The sequence below is a fragment of the Terriglobia bacterium genome (genome assembly GCA_020072565.1).
Classification (GTDB): Bacteria; Acidobacteriota; UBA6911; order UBA6911; family UBA6911; genus JAFNAG01.
This window is the reverse complement of the sequence record JAIQGI010000056.1, coordinates 15,519-35,971: the sequence shown is the minus strand read 5'-3', so window position 1 is coordinate 35,971 and position 20,453 is coordinate 15,519. Positions and strand designations below refer to the sequence as shown.

Here is a 20,453-nt window from a genome sequence, read left to right as displayed (position 1 = left end):
TCGTTTGAGCATAATCGTGGTCGGCCCGCCCTTCAACAACGGAACAAGGAACCATCTCGAAAAATTGCACTCCCGGCTCTGGACAATGCTGGGGAATGCTCTGCACCCAAAATCGGGTGCAGACCAACTATAAGGGCCGGCAGTAAGTAGGCCCGGCCGTAAGGCCGGGATTCAAGCAGTTTGAAAAATTGAGCGCCGAAGGTGCGACACAGACAGCGACTTGCGTATGAGGTTCAGGGCATGACGCCGCACTCCAAGGCGCTTCGCGCAAAGGAGCTTAGACAATGAGATCCGCTCGTTATGGTACGGCAATCGCAGCTTTCCTGTTTGTCTCTATTTTCGCTCAATCCAGCTCGGCTGGAGAGATCAAGGGCAAAGTGACCGCCGCCGGCATGCGCTCGCCCGAGAATATCGCGGTCTATATCGAGGCGATACCCGGCAAGACTTTCCCGGCGCCCTCGAAGCCGGTAGTAATGGACCAGAAGAACTTGAAATTTGTACCTCACGTCCTGGTGGTCCTGGTGGGAACGACGGTTAACTTCCTCAACAGCGATCCGGTGGGACACAACGTTTTCTGGCCCTCCATCAGCGGCAACAAGAAGCTCGCGCACAATCTTGGCACCTGGCCGCAGGGTCAAGTGAAGTCGTTCACCTTCAACGATCCCGGGGTCGCGTCGCTCCTCTGCAATGTCCACCCGGAAATGTCCGGATACGTCGTTGTTATAGCCACGCCTTACTTTGCGGTGACCAACAAGGACGGTGATTTTGAAATCAAGGACATCCCGGCCGGCCACTACACGCTGACGACCTGGAGCGAGGAAGGAAAGCCCGTCAGCCAGGCGGTTGATGTCGCCGCCGGCAGCGTCACTGTCGACCTCACGGTTCGCCGTTAGGCAGGAGAAGCACCCGAGTGCTGAAAATGCGGACAAAGCTCGTCGACCTCGATTGGCTGGAGTCGACTTTTCCCTGCATGGTGGCCTGTCCTGTCCACACTCAGGCCGGCCGTTATGTGACGCTGATTGCGGAAGGGCGCTACGAGGAAGCCTACCGCTACGCCCGCGAGCCGAATCCCATGGCTTCGATCTGTGGCCGGGTCTGCGGCCACCCTTGCGAAACGGCCTGTCGAAGGAAAGATTTTGATGCGCCCATTTCCATCCGCGCGCTGAAGCGGTTTGTCACCGAGCGCTACGGACCCGAGTCGCGCAGTCCGGTCGATGTCTATCGCGACAAACCCTCGAGCCATCGTCCCGAGCGCGTCGCCGTAATCGGTGCTGGACCCGCAGGGCTCTCCGCGGCTCATGACCTGGCACTCCTTGGATACCGGGTCACGATTTTCGAGGCAGCACCGGTTCCAGGAGGAATGCTTTACCTGGGTATACCCGAGTATCGCCTGCCGCGGGACGCGGTTCAGGCCCAGGTTCGGGAAATACTGGACCTGGGACCTGAGCTGAGGTTGAATTCCAGGCTCGGCGACTTTTCTCTGGCCGACCTCCGAACCGAAGGATTCAAAGCCATACTGCTCGCATTTGGATTGCATCGCAGCCGCGATCTCCAGATCCCCGGCCATGACCTGGACGGTGTGATCAAAGGGGTCGATTTCCTGTTAAACGTCAACCTCGGCTATCGCTTCTCGATTGGGAAAAAGGTGGTAGTGATCGGCGGCGGCAACGTGGCCATCGATGTAGCGCGCTCTGCCCTGCGGCGGCAACAGCAGCAGACACTCGAGGTTCTCCGTTCATCCTTGCTGCCCGACCGGTTGAGCGAGAGCGAGCTCCAGGTGGCCATGAAGGAGTTCCTGGACGTCACCCGGACTGCTCTGCGCCTGGGCGCACATGAAGTCCACTTGGTGGCGCTCGAGTCGCTCGAAGAAATGCCGGCCTTCGAGGAGGAGATCGAAGAGGCTTTGCGCGAAGGCCTGAAGGTCCATCCATCTCTCGGGCCCAAGCGATTCGTCGGCGAAAACGGCAAAGTGACCGGCCTGGAAACGATCCGTTGCACGTCGGTTTTCGATGCCCAGCACCGCTTCAGCCCCACCTTCGAGCCGGGCACTGAAAGCATCCTGCCCTGCGACACAGTCATCCTGGCAATCGGCCAGGCCTCAGATCTCTCTTTCCTGACGCCCGCCGACGGGATTGAAACAACGCGCCAGGGTACCATCAGAGTCGACCCGGAGACCCTCATGACCACTGCCCCGGGGATCTTCGCCGCCGGCGACATTGCCTTCGGGCCCCGCTTGATCATCAGTGCAACGGCCGACGGCAGGAAAGCGGCCGAGCAGATTGACCGCTACCTGCAGGGGGCCGGCTGGAAGCCCAAGCCACGCTACGTGCAGATCACGGTATTGGCTCACCACCAGATGGCAGCAGACTTTGACGAGTACTCCCGTCTGCCGGTACCGACTCTCCCCACTGACCGCCGGACCGGAATCGTCGAGGTCGAGACCGGCTATACGGAAGAACAGGCGCGGCGCGAGGCATCACGGTGCCTGCGCTGCTGGATCAACACCATCTTCGATGGCAATGAGGCCGAGGGGAGCGAGTGCATCCTCTGCGGCGGTTGCGTGGACGTATGCCCGGAGAACTGTCTGAGCCTGGTTCCTATCAGTCAATTCAAGTTTTCGCAGGATGTCAGGGCACGGCTCGCCGAAGAGGCTTCGTTCTTTGAAGGGACCACCTTGCAGCATCTCGGCGTGTCGGATTTGCCATGCAAGGAAGGATCGGTAATGGTCAAGGACGAGACCATTTGTATCCGGTGCGGATTGTGCGCCGAACGCTGCCCTGCGCACACGATTACCATGGAAGCCTTCGAGGTTTTTGAAAGGCCGCCCGCAGAGGCATTGGCTTAATGGAAACGGTGATTCTATGGCTGAGAACGATGCAGCTTCGACCACGATGGGGTCGCAGGCCGGGGAAAGCAGCACGGGGATCGACCGCCGGGACTTCTTGAACGAGATCGCGGCCGCTGCCCTCGGCATCGCTGCTGTGGGCAGCGTTGTGGTCACGATCCGGTACCTCTCCCCCAATGTGCTCTTCGAGCCTCCGACCAGCTTCAGAATCGGAACGCCGGACAACTTTGCCGTGAACTCGGTGACCTACATTGCCGACCAGCAGGTCTACATCGTAAGCACGGCCATGGGCTTTTCCGCAGTGTCGGCTATTTGCACGCACTTGGGATGCATCACTCAGTGGAAGCCGGAGCTAGATCTGATCGCCTGCCCTTGCCATGGCAGCAGATTCAATAAGTATGGGAGGGTAGCGAACGGGCCCGCACCGCGTCCGCTTCCCCATTTTGCGATGAGACTCATGCCTGACGGAAATCTCCTGGTCGACAAGCTGGAGACCGTCCCGGAGAGTCGGATTCTGAAAGTATGAAAAGGCAGATGGCGATGAGGCGATATCCCGATTTTCCTGTGGTTGCGAAGAGGATGGTCATGTCGAGTGGAAAATGGGAATGTCGCCATTCTGAGCTTCTGAAGGGGTGCGATTGATGGCTGCAACCGGGACTCAAAGCATGATCATGAAGATGCGAGGCACCCGCGTCTGGAAATCCGTTTTTCGCCGCGGACCGGCATTCACCAACCGCACGCGGAGCCTGGCCATCTTCGGCAACCTGTTCCTGCATGTCGTGCCGGTCAAGGTGCGCGAAAAGTCCCTGCGCGTGCGCGCCACCTATTACCTCGGTTCTTTCTCCCTCTTCCTGTTCCTGCTTCTGACCGTCACCGGCATCCTGTTGATGTTCTACTACCATCCCGCCGTACCGCAAGCCTATCGCGATATGAAGGACCTGCGCTTTGTCGTCTCCAACGGCGTATTCCTGCGCAACCTTCATCGCCTGGCCGCACACCTCATGGTAGTCACGGTCTTCTGGCACATGTTTCACGTCTTTTATCGCGGCGGATACAAGCCTCCGCACGAATTCAATTGGATCATAGGCGTGGGATTGCTGCTCGTCACTCTGTTCCTGAGTTATACGGGCTACTTGCTGCCCTGGGACCAATTGGCCTACTGGGCCATCACCGTGGGCACCAACATTATCTCTTATGTTCCGATCCTTGGGAGTCCGATGCGCTTCCTGCTCCTGGGTGGACACGTCATCGGGGAAAATGCTCTCCTGCGCTTCTACGTCCTGCACTGCGTGATCCTGCCGGCGGCGGCGGTGATTCTGATTGCAGTCCATCTGTGGCGAGTTCAGAAGGATGGCGGCTTGACCGTGCGAGAGGAATATGAACGAGAAAAACAGCTATGAGACGGGCTTCGAATCGGATGCGACGAAAGCCTCCCAGCGCATCGTCTTCATCACCAGGAAGACCTCGGCAAAGGTGACGGGGGCAGCGGGACGGCAGCTCATGTCCTACCCGCACGTCGTTCTGCGCGAGGCGATCGCCTTCCAGTTCCTGACGATCATCCTGGTGCTCATCTCGCTCCTCTGGGATGCGCCGCTCGAGCAGCTGGCCGACCCTCTGCTGACACCGAACCCGGCGAAGGCACCGTGGTATTTTCTGGGGCTGCAGGAGCTGCTCCATTACTTCCCTCCCCTGGTGGCAGGCGTAGTCATCCCGACTCTGGTGATCATCGCCCTTGTGATCATTCCGTATTTCAATGTGAATGTGGCCGGCGCGCCGCTCTGGGCCGACATCCGCGGGCCGAGACTGGCAATCTCCGCGGTGGTGCTGTTGGCGGCGCTCGTATTCTTTGTGACTTACCGGGCATGGACGATCATCGTCCCGACCGTAGCCATCGGAGGCCTGGCGGTTCGCTCCTTTTTCATCCGTGCCGGCAGAGGGCGATTCCCGGACTTCCTGCGCTCCCGGGCTCTCTCCTGGTGGGTCATGACCTGGTTCATTGTCGTCGCGATCACCCTGACGGGGGTCGGCACCTTCTTCCGGGGACCCGGATGGTCCTGGGTATGGCCTTGGAGATAGCATGACTGCTGAGAAAATGGGAACAGCGCCGAAACGGCTGCGTCTCGCATTCGCAGTCGGGAGCGTTTTGTTTTTGGCCGGCCTTGCCGTTTCTCCGCTGAAAGACCTGCTGCGTGAATGGAAGCAGTACCGGAGCGAATACGCACGCTTTGCAGAAAGCCGCTCGGACACCAGGGTCCTGCTGGCGGATTTTCATTCCGGGGTCGACCAGATCTGGATTCCCGAGCTCGGAGTAACGGACCGCTGCATCACATGCCACCAGGGCATCACGCAGCCGAGCCTCCTGGACCCGTCGGTGCCGGAACCCTTCCGGGCTCATGCACTCATCCCGCACCAGGCGAAGGAGTGGGGCTGTGTCGTCTGCCATCGCGGCCAGGGTCTCGCCACAGAAGTGCGGGAAGCCCACGAAACCACCAAAGCTTGGGAACGTCCGCTGCTGCCGGTGAGCTATATGCAGGCTTCGTGTGGCGTCTGTCACCGCGCGGGCATCCCTGAAACGCCGCGCCTGAACCGAGGGCGCGATCTCCTGGTAGAGCTCAACTGCGTCGGCTGTCACCGACTGCAGGACATCGAGCGCCCGACAATGCTGGGTCCGGAGCTGACCGACGTCGGGACCAAGGTGACGCGGCGGTGGATCTACAAGTGGCTGAAAGAGCCGCGCACCACCAAGGACAGCAACGGCAACGTCACGGCGGATGGCTACGAGAACGAAGAAGAACCGAGAATGCCCCAGTTCAGGCTCAGCGAAAACGAGATCCGGGGTCTCTCTGCCTATCTGATCTCTCTGAAGAGCAAGCCCATTGAGACCTACAAGTTCAATCCCCAGGTGGTCGCAGTTCTGGAAAAGAAACCGGATCTGGTGGATCAGGGGCAAATCCGATTCCGCCAGATGTTCTGCACTACCTGCCACTCCATTGCGGTCACCCGCGCGGGCGAAACCCAGTTGATCGGGGGCAAGATCGGACCAGAGTTGACGAAAGTCGGGAGCAAGGTTGACTCCGACTGGCTGGTGGCCTGGCTGCGGAACCCTCAAGCCCATTTGCCTCACGCCCTCATGCCGCGATACCGCTGGTCGGACGAGGATCTTTACGTGGTGACGCGGTACATCACGACCAGCTTGACGGATCCGGATCTCCTCAGTGATGTTCCCAAACTCGGCGCACCCGGCCCACAGGAAATTCAACTGGGCAAGCGGCTGTTCGTAGAGAAAGGCTGCTCGAGCTGCCACCTCGTTGCCGGCACCAAGCCTCAGACCGATTTCGGCCCGGATCTCACCAACGTGGGACGCAAGACTGTTTCGCAGCTCGAGTTCGGCACGTCTTCGATCCCCCGCACCCTGGTGGCATATATACAGGCCAAAGTCGGCGAACCCACATCGGTCAATCCTTCGGCGCGAATGCCTCAGTATCACTTCGAGACCGGAGACCTGGAGGCCGTGACGACCGCTTTGCTCAGCATGACCGGCCGTTTGGAGGCGCCGGGCCTCACTGCCCTCGTCGTCCCGGCCGCCCGAACGGAATTCCGGCCCGCAGGCGAATTCGCCGCACTGTACGAGCGCTATAAATGTTACGTCTGCCATCGCTTCAACGGGTTCGGCAGCACCCTCGCTCCCGACCTTTCAGATGAAGGCAGTCGCGCACAACGCAAGTGGTTGATCTCTTTCCTGAGGAACCCCCAGACCCTAAGGCCCACCCTTACTTTCCGCATGCCGCAATTCAACATCACCGAGGAAGAGGCGGCTACCATTGCCGATTATCTCCTAATGGTCATGCAGAGTCCTGCCGTCGATATCGGAAGCGTGGACCTCAAGTCGTATACGCCCCAGATGGCAACCCTGGGCAAGCAGCTCTATGAAGTCAAATATCAGTGCCAGTCCTGCCACACCATCGGATCCACCGGAGGATATGTCGGACCCAATCTGAACAATGCCGGAAACTGGCTGAACGCCGCCTGGATCGCAGCCTGGCTGAAAGATCCTCAGGCGCTCGTTCCCGGAACCATCGAACCGGAGCGCGAGTTTACGGACCAGGAACTGCAGGCCCTGACAGCCTATCTTTTGACCCTGCGTCAGAATCCTCAGGCCGGAGGCACAGCTCGCACTGCAGGCGCAACCGGAGGCACCCGATGAAAACCAAGGCTGCCGCTGCACTGGCAGGTTTCATGGCTCTCATGTTCTATGTCTCTTGCGGGCGCAAGCCTGCTCCCCCAAAGCCGAGCCCGCTGCTGAACGCTTATGACGTGCAGCAAGACTGGAACGATCCCAGTCACCTGATTCCCCTCGGCTATCAGCAGGCGCAGGGAAAACGCCTCTTTCTCGATAAGTGCGTCTGGTGCCATGCGGACTCAACCCCCGCAGGACCCTCGAACCGCTCGAATCTCTCGCCGGCCCCCGCGCTCATCAACGATGGCACGGTTTTGAATGCCCTGGGCGACGATTACCTGCGGAATATCGTCTCGCTCGGCGGGAGCGCTCTGGGAAAGTCCGCCATGATGCCCCCCTGGGGCAAGACTCTGACGCAGGATGAGATCCGCGCTTTGATCACATACATGCGGGCAGTAGCTCAGCCGCCCTATCAGGCTCCGGCCAGGCCGCAGCCCCAGTATTCAGTGAGGTGAAAACCAATGACCCTATCCCAGGAAAGCCGAGCCGCGCGCATCCCCCTGCGCCTCATGTTCACGGGCTCTTGCGACTCACGATCCGCTCCCTTAGAAGCTGTGAAAAAATACTCCCTTCCAGATGTGCCGGCCTCTCAGGCCTCGAACTTCCATATTGCGCCTGACCCCGCGCTTACGCGCGGGGCTACTCTCTGCCGGCGCTTCGCGCCTCAGTCTGCGGTGAGACATGCCGAAGCTCGAGACGGGTCACTGACTTACAAGCCAGCCTCAAAGAGACGGCACCATGGTAGCCCCGGCCGTGAGGCCGGGGTTAAGAGGTCGCGCATAGTTGAGCGCCGAAGGTGCGGCACGGCAATTTTCGCACAGCCTTCAATTCTGCTCTTTATTCACTCCTCACGGTCACGGCTCTCCAGGATATCGCCGCCCGTGACGCCGCGGCGCTTCATTTCCTTTGCGCTGATGTTTGCGTCGCTGTTGATCCCGCTGGACAGGACCCGCGCCCAGGTTGGCCCGGCCGAAATCACAAATCCTCAACTCAAGGCCCTGGAAGCCGCCTATCTGCCCCAGCTCGTATCCATGAGGGAGGAGATCGCAAAACTCCAGTTCCCCTACCCGCTCTTCTTAAGCCGCTACGTCGGGCTGGATCCGAAGCAGCAGGCGGGAGCGGATGCCCGCGGATTGGAGTTTGTGCTCTTTCACGATCGCACGGTTCTTAAGACCTCGGGCAATTATAACGCGGCCTTCGACTCCGCACTGCTCACGCAAAACCAGCGGGCGAGCCGGGTCCTTGAGGAGGTAGTCGCACCTATCCTCAGGCTCATTCCGGGCAGCTTCACGACCCAGGCAGACTTCGATCGTTTCGGTTTTGAGATCTCCTACCATGTGCGGACGCACTCGAGCAGCTACGATTACGAAGGAAAGGAAATACTCGCAGTTGTCATGGATAAGGCGGATGCATTCGGCTATCTCAGCGCGCAAACTGAGCCTGCGCGGCAGAAGATCTTGAATGCTTCGGACATCTATGTGAATGGCAAGGAGTTCGGCCTGACGCTTCATGCGGCTCAACCGCTCGGTCTGGAGGAACTCGATGCGCTGCGACTGGCTCGCGATGCCCGCGCAAAGGAACCTGCACCGGCGGCGCGGGCTGAACTCGTGCCGGCAATTTCTGCTGCGTCTGTTTCCACGGTTGGCGGCGGTTCCGACGCGCGCTCCGGATCCGGAAAGCCGGCCGGACAACGGGATGCCGTCCCGACGGCGGGCGGGAACCGTCCAGAAGTACTGGCTGCTCCGCTGAAGAACGTCGATGCCGAGGCGCTCCAGCACAGGCTTCAGCCCGAGCTCGATGCCCTGGGCAAAGAAGGGATGGCCCGCTACCATTTCGTGGACTACGCACCCCCGTCCTTCGTTGTGTTCCGGAACCGCGTCCATCTCCAGATGACGCTGCGAAATCCAAATCCATTTGATAAGAACACAACCTCTATCTATAAGAGAGCGGCGCAGAGTTTCGATCTCTTCCTGGCGCCCCTGCTCAAGTCGCTGCTCGACCGGGCGCCCGTGGCCGAAGAAATTGCCGGTTTCGACATCACGGTACTAAACCAGTTCGGCATCAATTCCCAAGACTCTCCGGAAGCTCTCGAGTTCATCTTCCCGCTCCAGTCCCTTCGTAAATTCACCGATGCCGAGATCACCAATCAGGACCTGATCAACCAGGGCATCGTCCTGGTAAACGGCGTACGCATCGCCCTGGACCTGCAGCGCGTAGAGTAGCTGCCCCACTTCTCAACCCGCGGAAGAGTGCTCTTCTGCTTCTGCCAGGTTCTTAAGCTGGCAGAGCGAATGATTCCAGAGAACGTCATGCACGAAGGAGGGAAAGAGGCGCCGAAACAGCAACCAGAGCAGCCGCGTGATCGGTGTCTCTCCACGCACGAATTGGAAGGCCACGTAAATCGACAGATTGCAGATCTCATCGGCATCCTGCTCGACTTCGAATAGCAGCACGCCGCCCCTTGCGAAGCCGTCGCGAACCCGGTACACCAACAGGTGCCCTTGCACAATCTGTTCGAGCTGAAGACAGAACGAAAACCTGTGGCAGAGCACTTCGTAACGGATCAGGCAGCCCGGTTCGTTCGGCACACCCTCGGTCCTCTGGATCTGAACCCAATGGGGGCGGAAATAGCCCCGGTCGCTTTCTCCAAAACGGCCGAGCTGGTGCAGAACCTGGGCGCACCTGGCGCGGATTCGGATCGTGTACATACGCTCGAACTCCAACGGGTCAGGGACAGTCGCATCGTACTCGCCCAGTTCGCGCCTGAAGGCCACGCGTTTGGTATCGAAGTGTTCCTTCGCCACTCCGGTCGTGAAGCGGCCAAAACCCTCCCAGCTTAAATTGAAGAAGCGTTCGGTGAGATAGTTGCGCAGCGTGATCCATAATCCGCCGCTCAGGATCAGCCAAAGAGTTGCAGGGTGGATCATCGATAGAAAGGTGGCCTCATACTGATCATCGCCGCTGGCGATTTTCCACAGGATCTTTTCGAGGCGGCGCGCCGATGCAGCAATCCTTTTCCGTTCCGTAATGACTGCCTGGTAGAGGACACGGCTGAGTACTGATGAACCGAACACCAGCCGGTGCAGGAGGAAGACCAGCGCGGCAAACCGATTGTCCCGACGAAAACCCTGGATGACAGGTGCATATCCTTCCTGGAGACTATTCCGGTCCACGCCCCGGACCAGAAGAGTCTCCGCCAGTGCGCTCGCGGTGTGGTGGGCTGACAGGATTCCGTCCTTGTAAAGTCTGGAGGTCACCATGTCACCGACCGCTGCAACCCGGTCTGCGAACGCGTGCCGGGCCGAGCCGACCACGAGCCGGGGATTGCAGGCGCAGGCCGTGCGCAGCCGCATGCTGGGCGGCACGAGCTTGCGGATATGAGGGAGCTGGAGGAATTCGTTGATGATTTTGACGTTATCCGCCGGGCCGGTGGAAGCGTCGACACTCGGCCCCACGAGGACCACCGTGATGTATCCCCGCTTTGGCAGTAAGGAACACATCTCCAGACGCAACGCCGCAGAACCGTATTCCACAAAGTGCAACTGGCCCTCGAGGTACGTCGCGACGCCCGGTGCCGCCTCCAATTCAAAAATCAAGGCCGGGCGCAGGCGCGGAGGCCGGTAATGAGGCGCCAGCCGCTGCAGCGCCGGCAACAAGGACCCACGATCCTGGCAGGTCTCGGCGCACTCATTGACTCCGCCGGCAAAGACGGCGAAATCCGCTTCCAGCCTGGCCTCTGCTCCCTCAGCCCGGTAGCTCACGACCGGTCGGCCCCGCGCCGAATACTCCGCGTCATACACCTCGCCGCCCAGGAGCACGGCCCCTTCCTCGAGCGCGCGAGCGAGCAGCAGCGAATCAAGACTGTGCTGCCGGTCGAGACGCTTGGCGGGACGCACACCCCGGAACACCGACAACATTTCCCGGCCGTCGGGCACCTCGAGCTCGATGTTCTTCCAGTAGCCCTGAACCGTGATTGAGCGCACCCGGCTCTGAATCACCTCTTCGGGCAGCCGCAGGTCGAGGCGCTTTAGTACGTCATTCAGCTTGGGCGACAGTCCCCCTGCGCAATAACTGCAGCCCCTCCACCCTCCAACGAAGCCGGCGCCAGTCTGGCCGGCACCCTGGCGGCGCCGCTCGATGACCACAACTCTTACCGCGCGCTGCAATTCGCGGGCGCGCCTGAGCAGATGAATGGAGAAGAAAGCCCCTGCGGGCCCTCCACCTATCACAACTACGGTCCCGTTCTCCTCCAGGGGTTGCCGCGTCCGGCCGAGATGGTCGTACATTGAGGCCTTTCCTCATCCGACCACGAGGGGGGCTTTGGCCGATCCCGCGGTTCTGGCCCAGGCGGGCGCGGGGATGTCCCCTGCGTCGTCGGGCAGGTGTTTCCAGAGCTGCGGCCGGATCGTGGCCAGCAGTTCTTTGCGGCTCTTGATCTTCAGGGGCTCCCCCATGTAGATCTTCCCCATTCGGGCCATCATGCCTTCGGGCAGGATCCCGGAAAACAGCAGCAGCGGCCAGGTAAAATCCGGTCCGTTCAGCTTGCACAACCGGAAAATCCAGAGGCCGAGCGCGCCCAACCGCCAGGCGAACGGCGCCCACCATCTGAATTGAGCGGCGCGCACATTCATTTTCCAACACTTCATCATCAGTTGCCACTGCAATGCCGTGAGTTGCTGCGTCGCTATCACGCCCTTCTGCGCTGCCATGCGCGTGTCGTGCAGCGGCGTGAATATCGAGGGAATGAAAAAAGCGAAGAGATTCCTGCGCTCCGCTTCATAAATTAGATCGAGTGTGGATCTGGTATCGTCGTCGGTCTCTCCCGGATTCCCGATCATCAATGTTGCCACGGGAAACCAGTTGTTGCGGTTCATGATTGTCAAACCCTGGATGAACACGCTTGGCCACTCTTCGATCGGGAACGGCGCCGCCTTGCCCGGCATCATATTTCTTGCCAGTGGAACTGAACCCGTCTCCAGACCGATCAACGGGGAGAGTATTTTCTTTTTCGGATGGGTACTGACGCCGGGCAGATGTATCGGACTTTTGTCCAGCAGCGAATCGGAAAGCTTCTCGATCAGAAGGGGATCCGTCACGGCCGGCGCCATGGTGCAGTGGCTCAGGAGGTGCTGCTCGACTCCCGGCGTGTTGATGATTTCCGAATACAAGTCCAGCAGCGCCTCGCGGTTAGGGAAGTAAAAAGGTGTGTCCGTATGCACTTGGCCCCAGATGAACAGGTCTTCGGTCGCAAGCGAAATTTGCTTGTTGCCATGAAGGACATTGGCGCGAATCCCGGCCAGAATCTTTTCTTTCGGCATGTCCAGCTGGGGGCTCAGGTCGGGCAGGCACAAGCGGCACCCACGACCACAGCCCGTCGTCATTTCCACCACCCCGAAGGTAGTGCGTTTCTCCGGGACCAACAGGCTGTCCCTGCTTTTTGGATGGCCGATTTTGGCCTTTTGCGGCAGGGCTTCCCCCCGAATCGCTTTCTGGAACAGCTCCAGTGTTTCGGGAGATTCGCTTCTCCCCTCAACCACACAGTCCACGCCCAGTTCTTCATAGCTGTGCGTCTGCGCGATCTGCCAGGCGCCGGAGCCGCCCACGATCACTTTGAAACCGCTGCGCCAGGGATTTTCCTTGAGGCTCGAGAACAGCTGCCTGGAATAATGGGAGTTGATCGGGTGTTTTGACGTACCGAAGACCGACGCATAGATCCCGGCTGCGAAGGTGACACCCAACGGATTGTGAGTCGAAACAGCGACGACACGGGTTTTGGGGCCGATGAACTTGTGCATTTCCCCTGGATAGCAGGCGATCACCTCCTCAGAAGAAAACCTGCTCAGCAGCGATGCTTCCAGGATCCGGACGCCCGCAGGCATGTAGCGCGCTGAACCGTCTTCATTGCACTCGAGTTCGCGCCATCGAGGGTATTTCCTGTTCAGAACCCCTTCCATCCAGATGGGCATGGAAGCCATCCCCATTTGAATGAAAAAGCCTGCGTGGTCAATGATCTCAGTGAGCGGAGCCGTCAACACCAGGAGCTTTCCTGGAGGAGGCACGGCATCCGCTCCGTTCGACCTGCTGTCAGTGTCCATTTCTTCCTGATTGGATCAGCTATTCAGGATCCATTTGTCCGTTGGTCGTGCAGAGCCCGCATTTCCGGCCCGCTGCTAATTTAAAAGACTCAGCCGCTACTGGCAATAAAATCCTTAGGCAGGCCACACTTCAGCCGTGGGGCGGCCAGGCGGACCGCGCCCCTGTAATCTCAGCAAACCGGCCGCGGAGTTTGCACGTGCCATTTAAGTGTAATTCCCTGAGCGAGGGGCATCGCAACATTTCGCACGGGCGCTCCAGGGAAGAGGTGCACACAAAACTCGAGCTCGAGCTCCGTTTGTGGTGTAAAATCCCACCCCTCAGGCAAATAGGGGAGCCCGCAGCGGCGCGCCGAGGCCAACATAAGACCTTGTCTCAGAGCCTGAGCGGCGGCCGCACCCAGGGCTGCGTTCCGAAACGCATTCAATTCGGACCCCCACCGGAGATTGGCTTCTGACCCGCGGGAGACACGTTTGCAAAAGCCTTCCTCCTTCCCATTTGACACCGCTTACCGGTGGGCGATCCCCGCATTCCTTGGTGCTTTTGCAGTGGTTTGCTACTGGAATGTGCTTTTTACCGATCGCGGCACTTTCCCGTTTGATGCAGCGAATTTTTTCTATCCTTATTTGAGCTACGTTCATGAAGAGCTGCGGAATTTCCATCTGCCGCTGTGGAATCCATTTGTCATGTCGGGGTATCCCATTGTCGGTGACATGGAAGCGCAGATCTTTTATCCCATCAACTGGCTGTTCGTTCTCCTCAACCCATCCTCTCCGCTGCCCTTCAGGCTGTTCGAAATCCAGCTCGTTTTTCATTTTTTCCTGGCCGGCCTCTTCATGTTCTACCTCGCCCGTGACTTGACCGGCCGAATTGCTCCTGCGCTGCTCAGCGGGCTGATCTTCATGTCCAGCGGTGCGATGGTTGCTCATACGCAGCACTTCGCTATTGTCAATTCGATGGCGTGGTACCCCCTCATTTTTCTTGTCGCGCGGCGTGCGCTCAAGAGCGGCAATCTGTTCTGGACCGTATCGGCCGGGGTGATCTATGGGATTCAACTGTTGGCGGGTCATTGGCAGCATTCCGTCTACATGGGGTTCCTGCTTTTTCTCTATTTCGCATACCGGGCGTGTTTCGGTCCGATTCGATCGAAACTATGGCCCCGATGGATCCTCCAACTGCTTGGGATTGCAGCCATCGGGGCAGCGCTGGCCCTGGTTCAAATTCTGCCCAGTGTCGAACTGGGATTGCGATCGGTTCGCTCCCAACTGACGTACTCGGACATCAGCACGGGCAATTCCCCTGCTTATCTCTGGACGCTTATCCTTCCCAACATCTTTGGCGGCCTGCACGACGTCCCGATGAATCGTACTTACGACCTGAGCCTGGTCTACGTATTCATTACGATACCGGGCCTGTTGCTTGCGTTCCTGGGGCTCGTCGAAACGATCCGCCGCCGCAACTTCTACTATTCAGGCACCCTGCTCTTGCTTGTCTTCTTTTCTTTCGGCCATCATGGACCCTTGGGGAAAGTGCTATATGCAATACCGGTGCTGAACATGTTCCGCAATCCCGGCATGTTCTTTGACCCCGCAAATTTCCTGCTCTGTCTGGTCACGGCGTTCGGAGTTCATGCGCTCTTCGGGAAAGATCCATGGAGTCGTCTGAAAGAATACTTGCCCTGGATTTTGGCGGCCTTGCTGGTCTTCGCAGCACTCTCGGGCCTGATTTGGCATCTTGGCGGGAAGATTCACGGCTGGTACGAAATGCTTACTGTTCTGGCCCTGTTTTTTCTTGTGGCTGCTGCTTTTCTTCGGAACCGGCTCCACCGGTCCGTTGCCCTGGGCATGATTCTCGCCCTGGTTATCTTTCAAATCATTTACAACAATATGAACCAGGTGTTTAACTGGTCGCCCAACAATCCTCAAACCTACGCCACCTGGGAATACGCCCTCGGCAGCCCCAAGGGTCTCCGATTTTTGCGTTCAGATCCCAAATCGGATTTCCGCGTCGGCGCCATTGCCGAACATATCCTGAGCACAAACGGCTGGAACATCTGGCGTATTCCTGCAATATACGGCTGGAATCCCATCACTCTTCAGGATTACCAGAACTACATCCAGGAGTTCACCCAGCCGGCTGAATATACCACGCCGCGCGTATTCGGCGATCACGAATTGGACTCCCCCATGTTGGATCTGCTGGGCACAAAATATTTCCTGTACGCCGGGCCGGAGTTCGAAACGGAAAACCTTTCCAAACAGCCCGGCAAGTTCAAGCACGTGTTCACGGATACAGAATATTGGCGCATCTATGAGAACAGGGACTACCTCTCCCGTGCGTGGTTCTTTCCCCGGGCCTACACGGTTCAAGGTGGAGTGCTGGCGACAGGCCTGATGAAATCGCGTTGGTTTCAAGCCAGGCGAACACTTCTGTTTGACAGGAATATTCTGACGAACGAGGCGGCACAATTGACCCAGGACCTTCCGTCCATGCAGCTCCTGCCCGATCAGGTGGAGGGGCACTCCGCCGGCCGCGCGGCTGCCGACACGGCTTGCAGCCAACCGCAGAGGTACTACAGAGATTGGGGCGGCGAGGGGAGTTGGATACGCTTCGATGTCGCAGGGACGGTTGTGCCGGGACGCTACACGATTCTCATGCGCTATACCGCGGGGGAATCAGAGAGGGCACCCGCAGTTGAAACGATAGTGGAAAACGGCGGCCGTCGGCAAACCAACGGCCCGGTGATCCTGCCGCGCACGCAAAATTGGAACTGCGCCAGCGTTCGCACCACGGAATTGGGAGAGTTCGATCTTGACCCCGGCACCAACAAGATCACGCTCACACTGCGGCGCAAGCACCCGGTGAATCTCTACTCTCTCTGGCTCGTGCGTCTGCCTGATGCACCGCCCGTTGAACCAGGACAGTTTTCGTTTCGCGATTTTCTCTACACCTCGAACCACATCTCATTGACCGCACAACTTCCTCAGAAGGGTTTCATTCTTCTGAATGAAGTCAATTATCCAGGCTGGGAAGCATCCGTGAATGGAAGTCCAACCCCAATCTATCAGACCGATGGGATCTTCCGGGCACTTATACTCGAGGGCGGAGAGCATAAAATAAAACTCATATTTCGCCCATGGAACTTTCGGCTGGGGGCAGCCATTTCCTTGCTCACTTCGCTTCTATTCATGGCGTATGCTGCCATCTGCTTGAGAAGGAAGCTGAAAAAGCAAGTTGATTCCCATTCATCTGTTACAAGCCGTTAGCCTGAATTATTCATGCAGCAGAAGCGTACGCCCGTGAAAAGCAACAAAATTGGGCGCGGATTAACGCTGGCAAGAGCTTTTACCACTTGCGGCGCGGCAAAAGCTCCTGCGCGCCGACCAAGACCGAACAGTCAGCGTCTGTCAGCGTTCTCCCGCGTCCAGAGCTGCATTTTCGGAGAGCGGGACAGGAAGCCGCCTCACTACACCAAGCCCGCGCCTGCGTCCCAAGGGATTGCCAAAAATCGCGAAAAATGGCGTGCGAAACTGCGGCCAATGCCTTGAGTCCTTGTGGGATCGGGCTGCCTTTCCTTGACAAGGGGACACGGCGTGATTTCAGATTCTCCCAAGGGATCCAAATCATTCGAGATGCTGCTCGGATGGGAGGCTCAACCCGAAACAGAGTTGTCTCCTGGTCCACCGGTTTCAAGTTCTGACCGTCATGGATGTCGGGTGGAGTCGGACGGCGCTCAATCCATAGGGCGTGCCTGATCGCGAGGTTAGCATGATCGGCACCGGGTCGAGCCGAGGGATGAGGAGAAACGAGCCTTCCGGCGCAACCAGTCCGTCCGTGACCAGGCTGTGAGGATGGGAATGGGACCGGATCGGATCGACCCTCAAAATAATTTTCAACCTTTTAATCAGCTCTGGTGTCTATAAAGAGGTATATTTGCGGTTCTGACTCGGCGGAATCCGCTTGCTTGAAACCGGGTTTGTGAGGATCTCGAGCAGCCTCCCCCCCCGTATAAGAGCTGCAGAGCTATTTCGTATCGATAGAATTCAACCGAAAAAGGTTTGCCGATAACTCCTTGCCGATTATTGATGATCATGAAATATAGTGACAGAAATAAAATTCCCAGCCCCGAAGGGGCGGAAGTAGCCTGGCCCCGGGCGTGAGCCCGGGATTGTGAGCAAGTGAAGAAGGAGCCCCGAAGGGGCGACACATCTATTCTCGGAATCGCGTCACTATAATTTCTGATCCTCAAGAGGCCGGCGATTGACTCTCCATGCTTGCATGCGGGCCGGAACGGAGGGGCCTGACATTATGAAAAGGTTGATGAGCCTCATCCTCTGGTGGATCGTCCTGTTGGGTCTTTCCCCAGCCATGTGTTTCCCTCAAAGTAAGCAGGCGGACATCGAGACTCTCAAAAAAACGGCTCCCAAAGTCTTCATCGATTGCGATTATTGCGATCTCGACTTTATCAGGACGGAAATAACGTTCGTGAACTATGTAAGGGACAGGAAAGAAGCCCAGATTCACGTGCTGATCACTACCCAGTCCACAGGAAGCGGCGGGACCGAATACACCTTGACCTTCAGCGGGCAAAAAGAATTTGCGGGCGACGACGATGTCTTTAAGTACGTCGCAAACAGCACGGACACTTCCGATGAAAGAAGAAGGGGGCTGGTCAGGGTACTCAAGATAGGGCTGATTTCCTACGTCGGCAAAACCCCGATCGCCGACCGCATCACGATCGCGCTCGCGGAAAAGACCAGCCCCACTGCAGTGGAAGACAAGTGGAATTTCTGGGTCTTCAGCCTCAGCGGCAGCGGTTACTTCAACGGAGAAAAATCGCAGCGTTCCTATTCCCTTTACGGCTCAGTTTCAGCCAATCGCGTTACGCCGGCGCTGAAAATCAGGACTTCATTTTCAGGAAACAAGAACACCGACAGGTTTTCCGTAGACAACGAAACCATCATCAGTACTTCGAACAGCAGGTATTTCAACGCTCTGGCTGTCAAAAGCATCAACAACCACTGGTCAGTGGGAGCGGGATTGTCGGCCAGTTCATCAACTTACAGCAACATCAAATCTTTGATAAACCCGGCGCCCGCGATCGAATTCGACCTGTTTCCCTATTCCGAGTCCACCCGCCGGCAGCTCCGTTTCCTTTACAAGCCCGGTTTCAGCGCCTATCGATATCGCGAGCAGACCATTTATGACAAGACCTCGGAAAAACTCTGGGGAGAGTCCTTCTCGGCTACGCTCGAGCTCAAGGAAAAGTGGGGATCTATCAGCAACTCCTTCGAGGCATTTCATTATTTCAGCGACTTGCGCAAAAATCACTTGCAGACATATACGGAGCTTTCCCTCCGAATCTTCAAAGGACTCTCCTTTAATCTCTACGGTAGTTTTTCGCGGATTCACGATCAATTGTCGTTGGTCAAAGGCGGAGCGACTTTGGAGGAAGTGCTGCTGCGGCGGACGCAGCTTGCGACCAGCTATAACTACTACGGCTCGATTGGGCTCAGCTATACCTTCGGATCCATCTACAGCAACGTCGTAAACCCGCGTTTCGGCGGCTACTGAGGCAACTGCGCACGCCTCCCGTTGCCAGGAACCACGGCCGGAGATTCCCCGAACACCCGCCTGATACAGGCCGAAATCCGCTGAGCAAGGAAGAGGATTCAATGAGGAAAGGAGAGGACGAAAGATGATCAGTCGCATCTGGCATGGCTGGACGGCCCCGAGCAACGCAGATACATACGAGATGTTGCTCAAAGAAGAAATCTTCGTCGGCATTCAAAATCGCCACATTCGTGGCTTTAAGAGCATTCAATTGCTTCGCCGCAATGTCGGAAATGAGGTCGAGTTTGTTACCATCATGTTGTTTGATTCGTTAGATGCGGTCCGCGAATTTGCGGGAAAAGATTATGAAGCAGCCGTTGTCCCGGAGAAGGCAAGAGCGGTACTCTCCCGCTTTGATGATCGATCGCAGCATTATGAAATCAGATCGATGAGCAGATGAAATCGCCTTCTATCAGCGAATCAGTGGCCGCCCGACAACGCGTAGCACCCTGCAAGCGGTGCTGGCAGACGCCGCTTGCAGGCGAACGCGAGCGACAGCCCGCATTGTGGATCAGAGACAATGCGATTCTGGAGGATGCCGAATGAATTTTTCAAAAATGATCAGGCAGCCGAGCGCCTTCCTTCCGGCTGCAATGTCGTTCGTCGCCCTTGCCATGGTTCTTGGTCACATTGTCATGTTCGGCGTCGTCCGCGAGGCCGATGAGGGGGCAGCCGCACACATCTTTCAACTGCTCATGGTTGGCGAGGTGCCGATCGTGGCGTTCTTCGCGATCAAGTGGCTCCCGCGTTTTCCAAGACAGGCCCTGCAGATACTGGCTGTGCAAGCCGGCGCCGCGCTCGCAGCGCTTGCACCCGTCTTCTATTTCAATCTTTGAGCCGTGCTGAGCACGTCCGCATATCGCACTGGGCGAGAAAATATCTAATGAACACTGAACCTGCGGAGACACCTTCGATATCAGTAATCATCCCGGCCTTTAACGAGGCTGGCTACATCTCCGAGACTCTCAAACGCCTCAGCGCTGCAGAACAGCGCTTCAAAGGTATCGCCGCTGCGGATATCGAGATCCTTGTTGTCGACAATGCAAGTACGGACTCAACGGCCGAGCTTGCCCGGAGCGCCAGTGCTACCGTCGTTTATGAAGCAGAGCACAACGTCGCCAAGGTGAGGAACCGTGGGGCGGCTGTCGCCCGGCACGACATCCTGGTCTTCCTCGACGCGGACACCCTGGTTCCTCCCGAACTGTTGCTCCGAATTGCCCGGGCAATGACGGACCCGCAGTGCGCGGGCGGCTCTGTGGATATATTGCATCGACCTGTCAGCCTCATACTGCGGGCCTACCTGGTTTTTTGGCGGGTTCTTGGGCTTGTCTTCGGCATGGCGCAAGGAGCCTGCCAGTTCTGCCGGAAAAGCATATTCAAAGAGCTCGGCGGCTATGATGAGACGTGGTATATGGGCGAAGACGTCGATTTCTACTGGCGATTGAAGCGGCTGGCGCGACGGCGTGGGCTGCGTATGTCCTTCATCGGGGAGCTTCAGGTGATACCCTCCCCTCGAAGGTTCGACCAATGGCCCATCTGGCGCACACTCGTCTGGACCTTCCCGCCCTTACTTTTCGTGCTCAAGCGAAACAGGGAAGCGTGGGGTGGCTGGTACAGAGAGCCGCCGCGATAGAATTTTGAGGCACACAATCATGGTCGACCTGC

Annotated in this window: 15 protein-coding genes; 13 read left to right on the top strand and 2 right to left on the bottom strand. The window is 58.0% G+C overall.

Translation table 11 applies throughout. The annotated features are described in order from the left end of the window. The first annotated feature begins 284 nt into the window (after positions 1–284). From LAP85_24850 to LAP85_24815, 8 genes are all read left to right on the top strand, one after another. On the top strand, positions 285–893 hold the full coding sequence (locus LAP85_24850) for a carboxypeptidase regulatory-like domain-containing protein (protein MBZ5499641.1): 609 nt from the start codon (positions 285–287) through the stop codon (positions 891–893). A 26-nt stretch (positions 894–919) separates the two neighbouring features. Then, the gene (locus LAP85_24845; protein MBZ5499640.1) at positions 920–2,845 is read left to right on the top strand and encodes an FAD-dependent oxidoreductase; all 1,926 of its coding nucleotides are present in this window, start codon (positions 920–922) and stop codon (positions 2,843–2,845) included. A gap of 16 nt (positions 2,846–2,861) precedes the next feature. Continuing rightward, a complete protein-coding gene (locus tag LAP85_24840) occupies positions 2,862–3,371 on the top strand; it encodes a ubiquinol-cytochrome c reductase iron-sulfur subunit (GenBank protein ID MBZ5499639.1) in 510 nt (169 codons plus the stop codon). Between the two features lie 139 nt (positions 3,372–3,510). After that, positions 3,511–4,245, top strand: coding sequence for a cytochrome b N-terminal domain-containing protein (locus LAP85_24835; protein ID MBZ5499638.1), 735 nt, complete (start codon positions 3,511–3,513; stop codon positions 4,243–4,245). Next, on the top strand, positions 4,223–4,921 hold the full coding sequence (locus LAP85_24830) for a hypothetical protein (GenBank protein MBZ5499637.1): 699 nt from the start codon (positions 4,223–4,225) through the stop codon (positions 4,919–4,921). Before LAP85_24835 ends, LAP85_24830 begins: the two co-directional genes overlap by 23 nt. Position 4,922: 1 nt before the next feature. Further along, complete coding sequence (locus LAP85_24825; protein ID MBZ5499636.1) at positions 4,923–7,049, top strand: c-type cytochrome; 2,127 nt, start codon at positions 4,923–4,925, stop codon at positions 7,047–7,049. Continuing rightward, complete coding sequence (locus LAP85_24820) at positions 7,046–7,537, top strand: cytochrome c (protein MBZ5499635.1); 492 nt, start codon at positions 7,046–7,048, stop codon at positions 7,535–7,537. The genes LAP85_24825 and LAP85_24820 overlap by 4 nt, the downstream gene beginning before the upstream one ends. Positions 7,538–7,963: 426 nt before the next feature. After that, entirely contained in the window at positions 7,964–9,304 is a 1,341-nt protein-coding gene (locus LAP85_24815; GenBank protein MBZ5499634.1) for a hypothetical protein, read from the top strand. Positions 9,305–9,316: 12 nt separating this feature from the next. Here LAP85_24815 and LAP85_24810 read toward each other — a convergent pair whose 3' ends face one another. Then, positions 9,317–11,368: a hypothetical protein gene (locus tag LAP85_24810; protein MBZ5499633.1), complete on the bottom strand. Its 2,052-nt coding sequence runs from the start codon at positions 11,366–11,368 to the stop codon at positions 9,317–9,319. Positions 11,369–11,380: 12 nt separating this feature from the next. Then, positions 11,381–13,177 (bottom strand): hypothetical protein, encoded by a 1,797-nt coding sequence (locus LAP85_24805; protein MBZ5499632.1) that lies wholly within the window; start codon positions 13,175–13,177, stop codon positions 11,381–11,383. Between the two features lie 471 nt (positions 13,178–13,648). Between LAP85_24805 and LAP85_24800 the strand changes: the two genes are divergently transcribed. The 5 genes from LAP85_24800 (at position 13,649) to LAP85_24780 (ending at position 20,421) form a co-directional block, all read left to right on the top strand. Further along, positions 13,649–16,441 carry a YfhO family protein gene (locus tag LAP85_24800; GenBank protein MBZ5499631.1) on the top strand — a complete coding sequence of 931 codons (2,793 nt, stop codon included), beginning with the start codon at positions 13,649–13,651 and terminating at the stop codon, positions 16,439–16,441. 1,042 nt (positions 16,442–17,483) lie between these two features. Further along, the gene (locus tag LAP85_24795) at positions 17,484–18,749 is read left to right on the top strand and encodes a hypothetical protein (GenBank protein ID MBZ5499630.1); all 1,266 of its coding nucleotides are present in this window, start codon (positions 17,484–17,486) and stop codon (positions 18,747–18,749) included. A 124-nt stretch (positions 18,750–18,873) separates the two neighbouring features. After that, positions 18,874–19,188 (top strand): antibiotic biosynthesis monooxygenase, encoded by a 315-nt coding sequence (locus tag LAP85_24790; protein MBZ5499629.1) that lies wholly within the window; start codon positions 18,874–18,876, stop codon positions 19,186–19,188. Between the two features lie 142 nt (positions 19,189–19,330). Then, complete coding sequence (locus LAP85_24785; protein ID MBZ5499628.1) at positions 19,331–19,624, top strand: hypothetical protein; 294 nt, start codon at positions 19,331–19,333, stop codon at positions 19,622–19,624. Positions 19,625–19,671: 47 nt separating this feature from the next. Continuing rightward, on the top strand, positions 19,672–20,421 hold the full coding sequence (locus LAP85_24780) for a glycosyltransferase (protein MBZ5499627.1): 750 nt from the start codon (positions 19,672–19,674) through the stop codon (positions 20,419–20,421). The last annotated feature ends 32 nt before the right edge of the window (positions 20,422–20,453 follow it).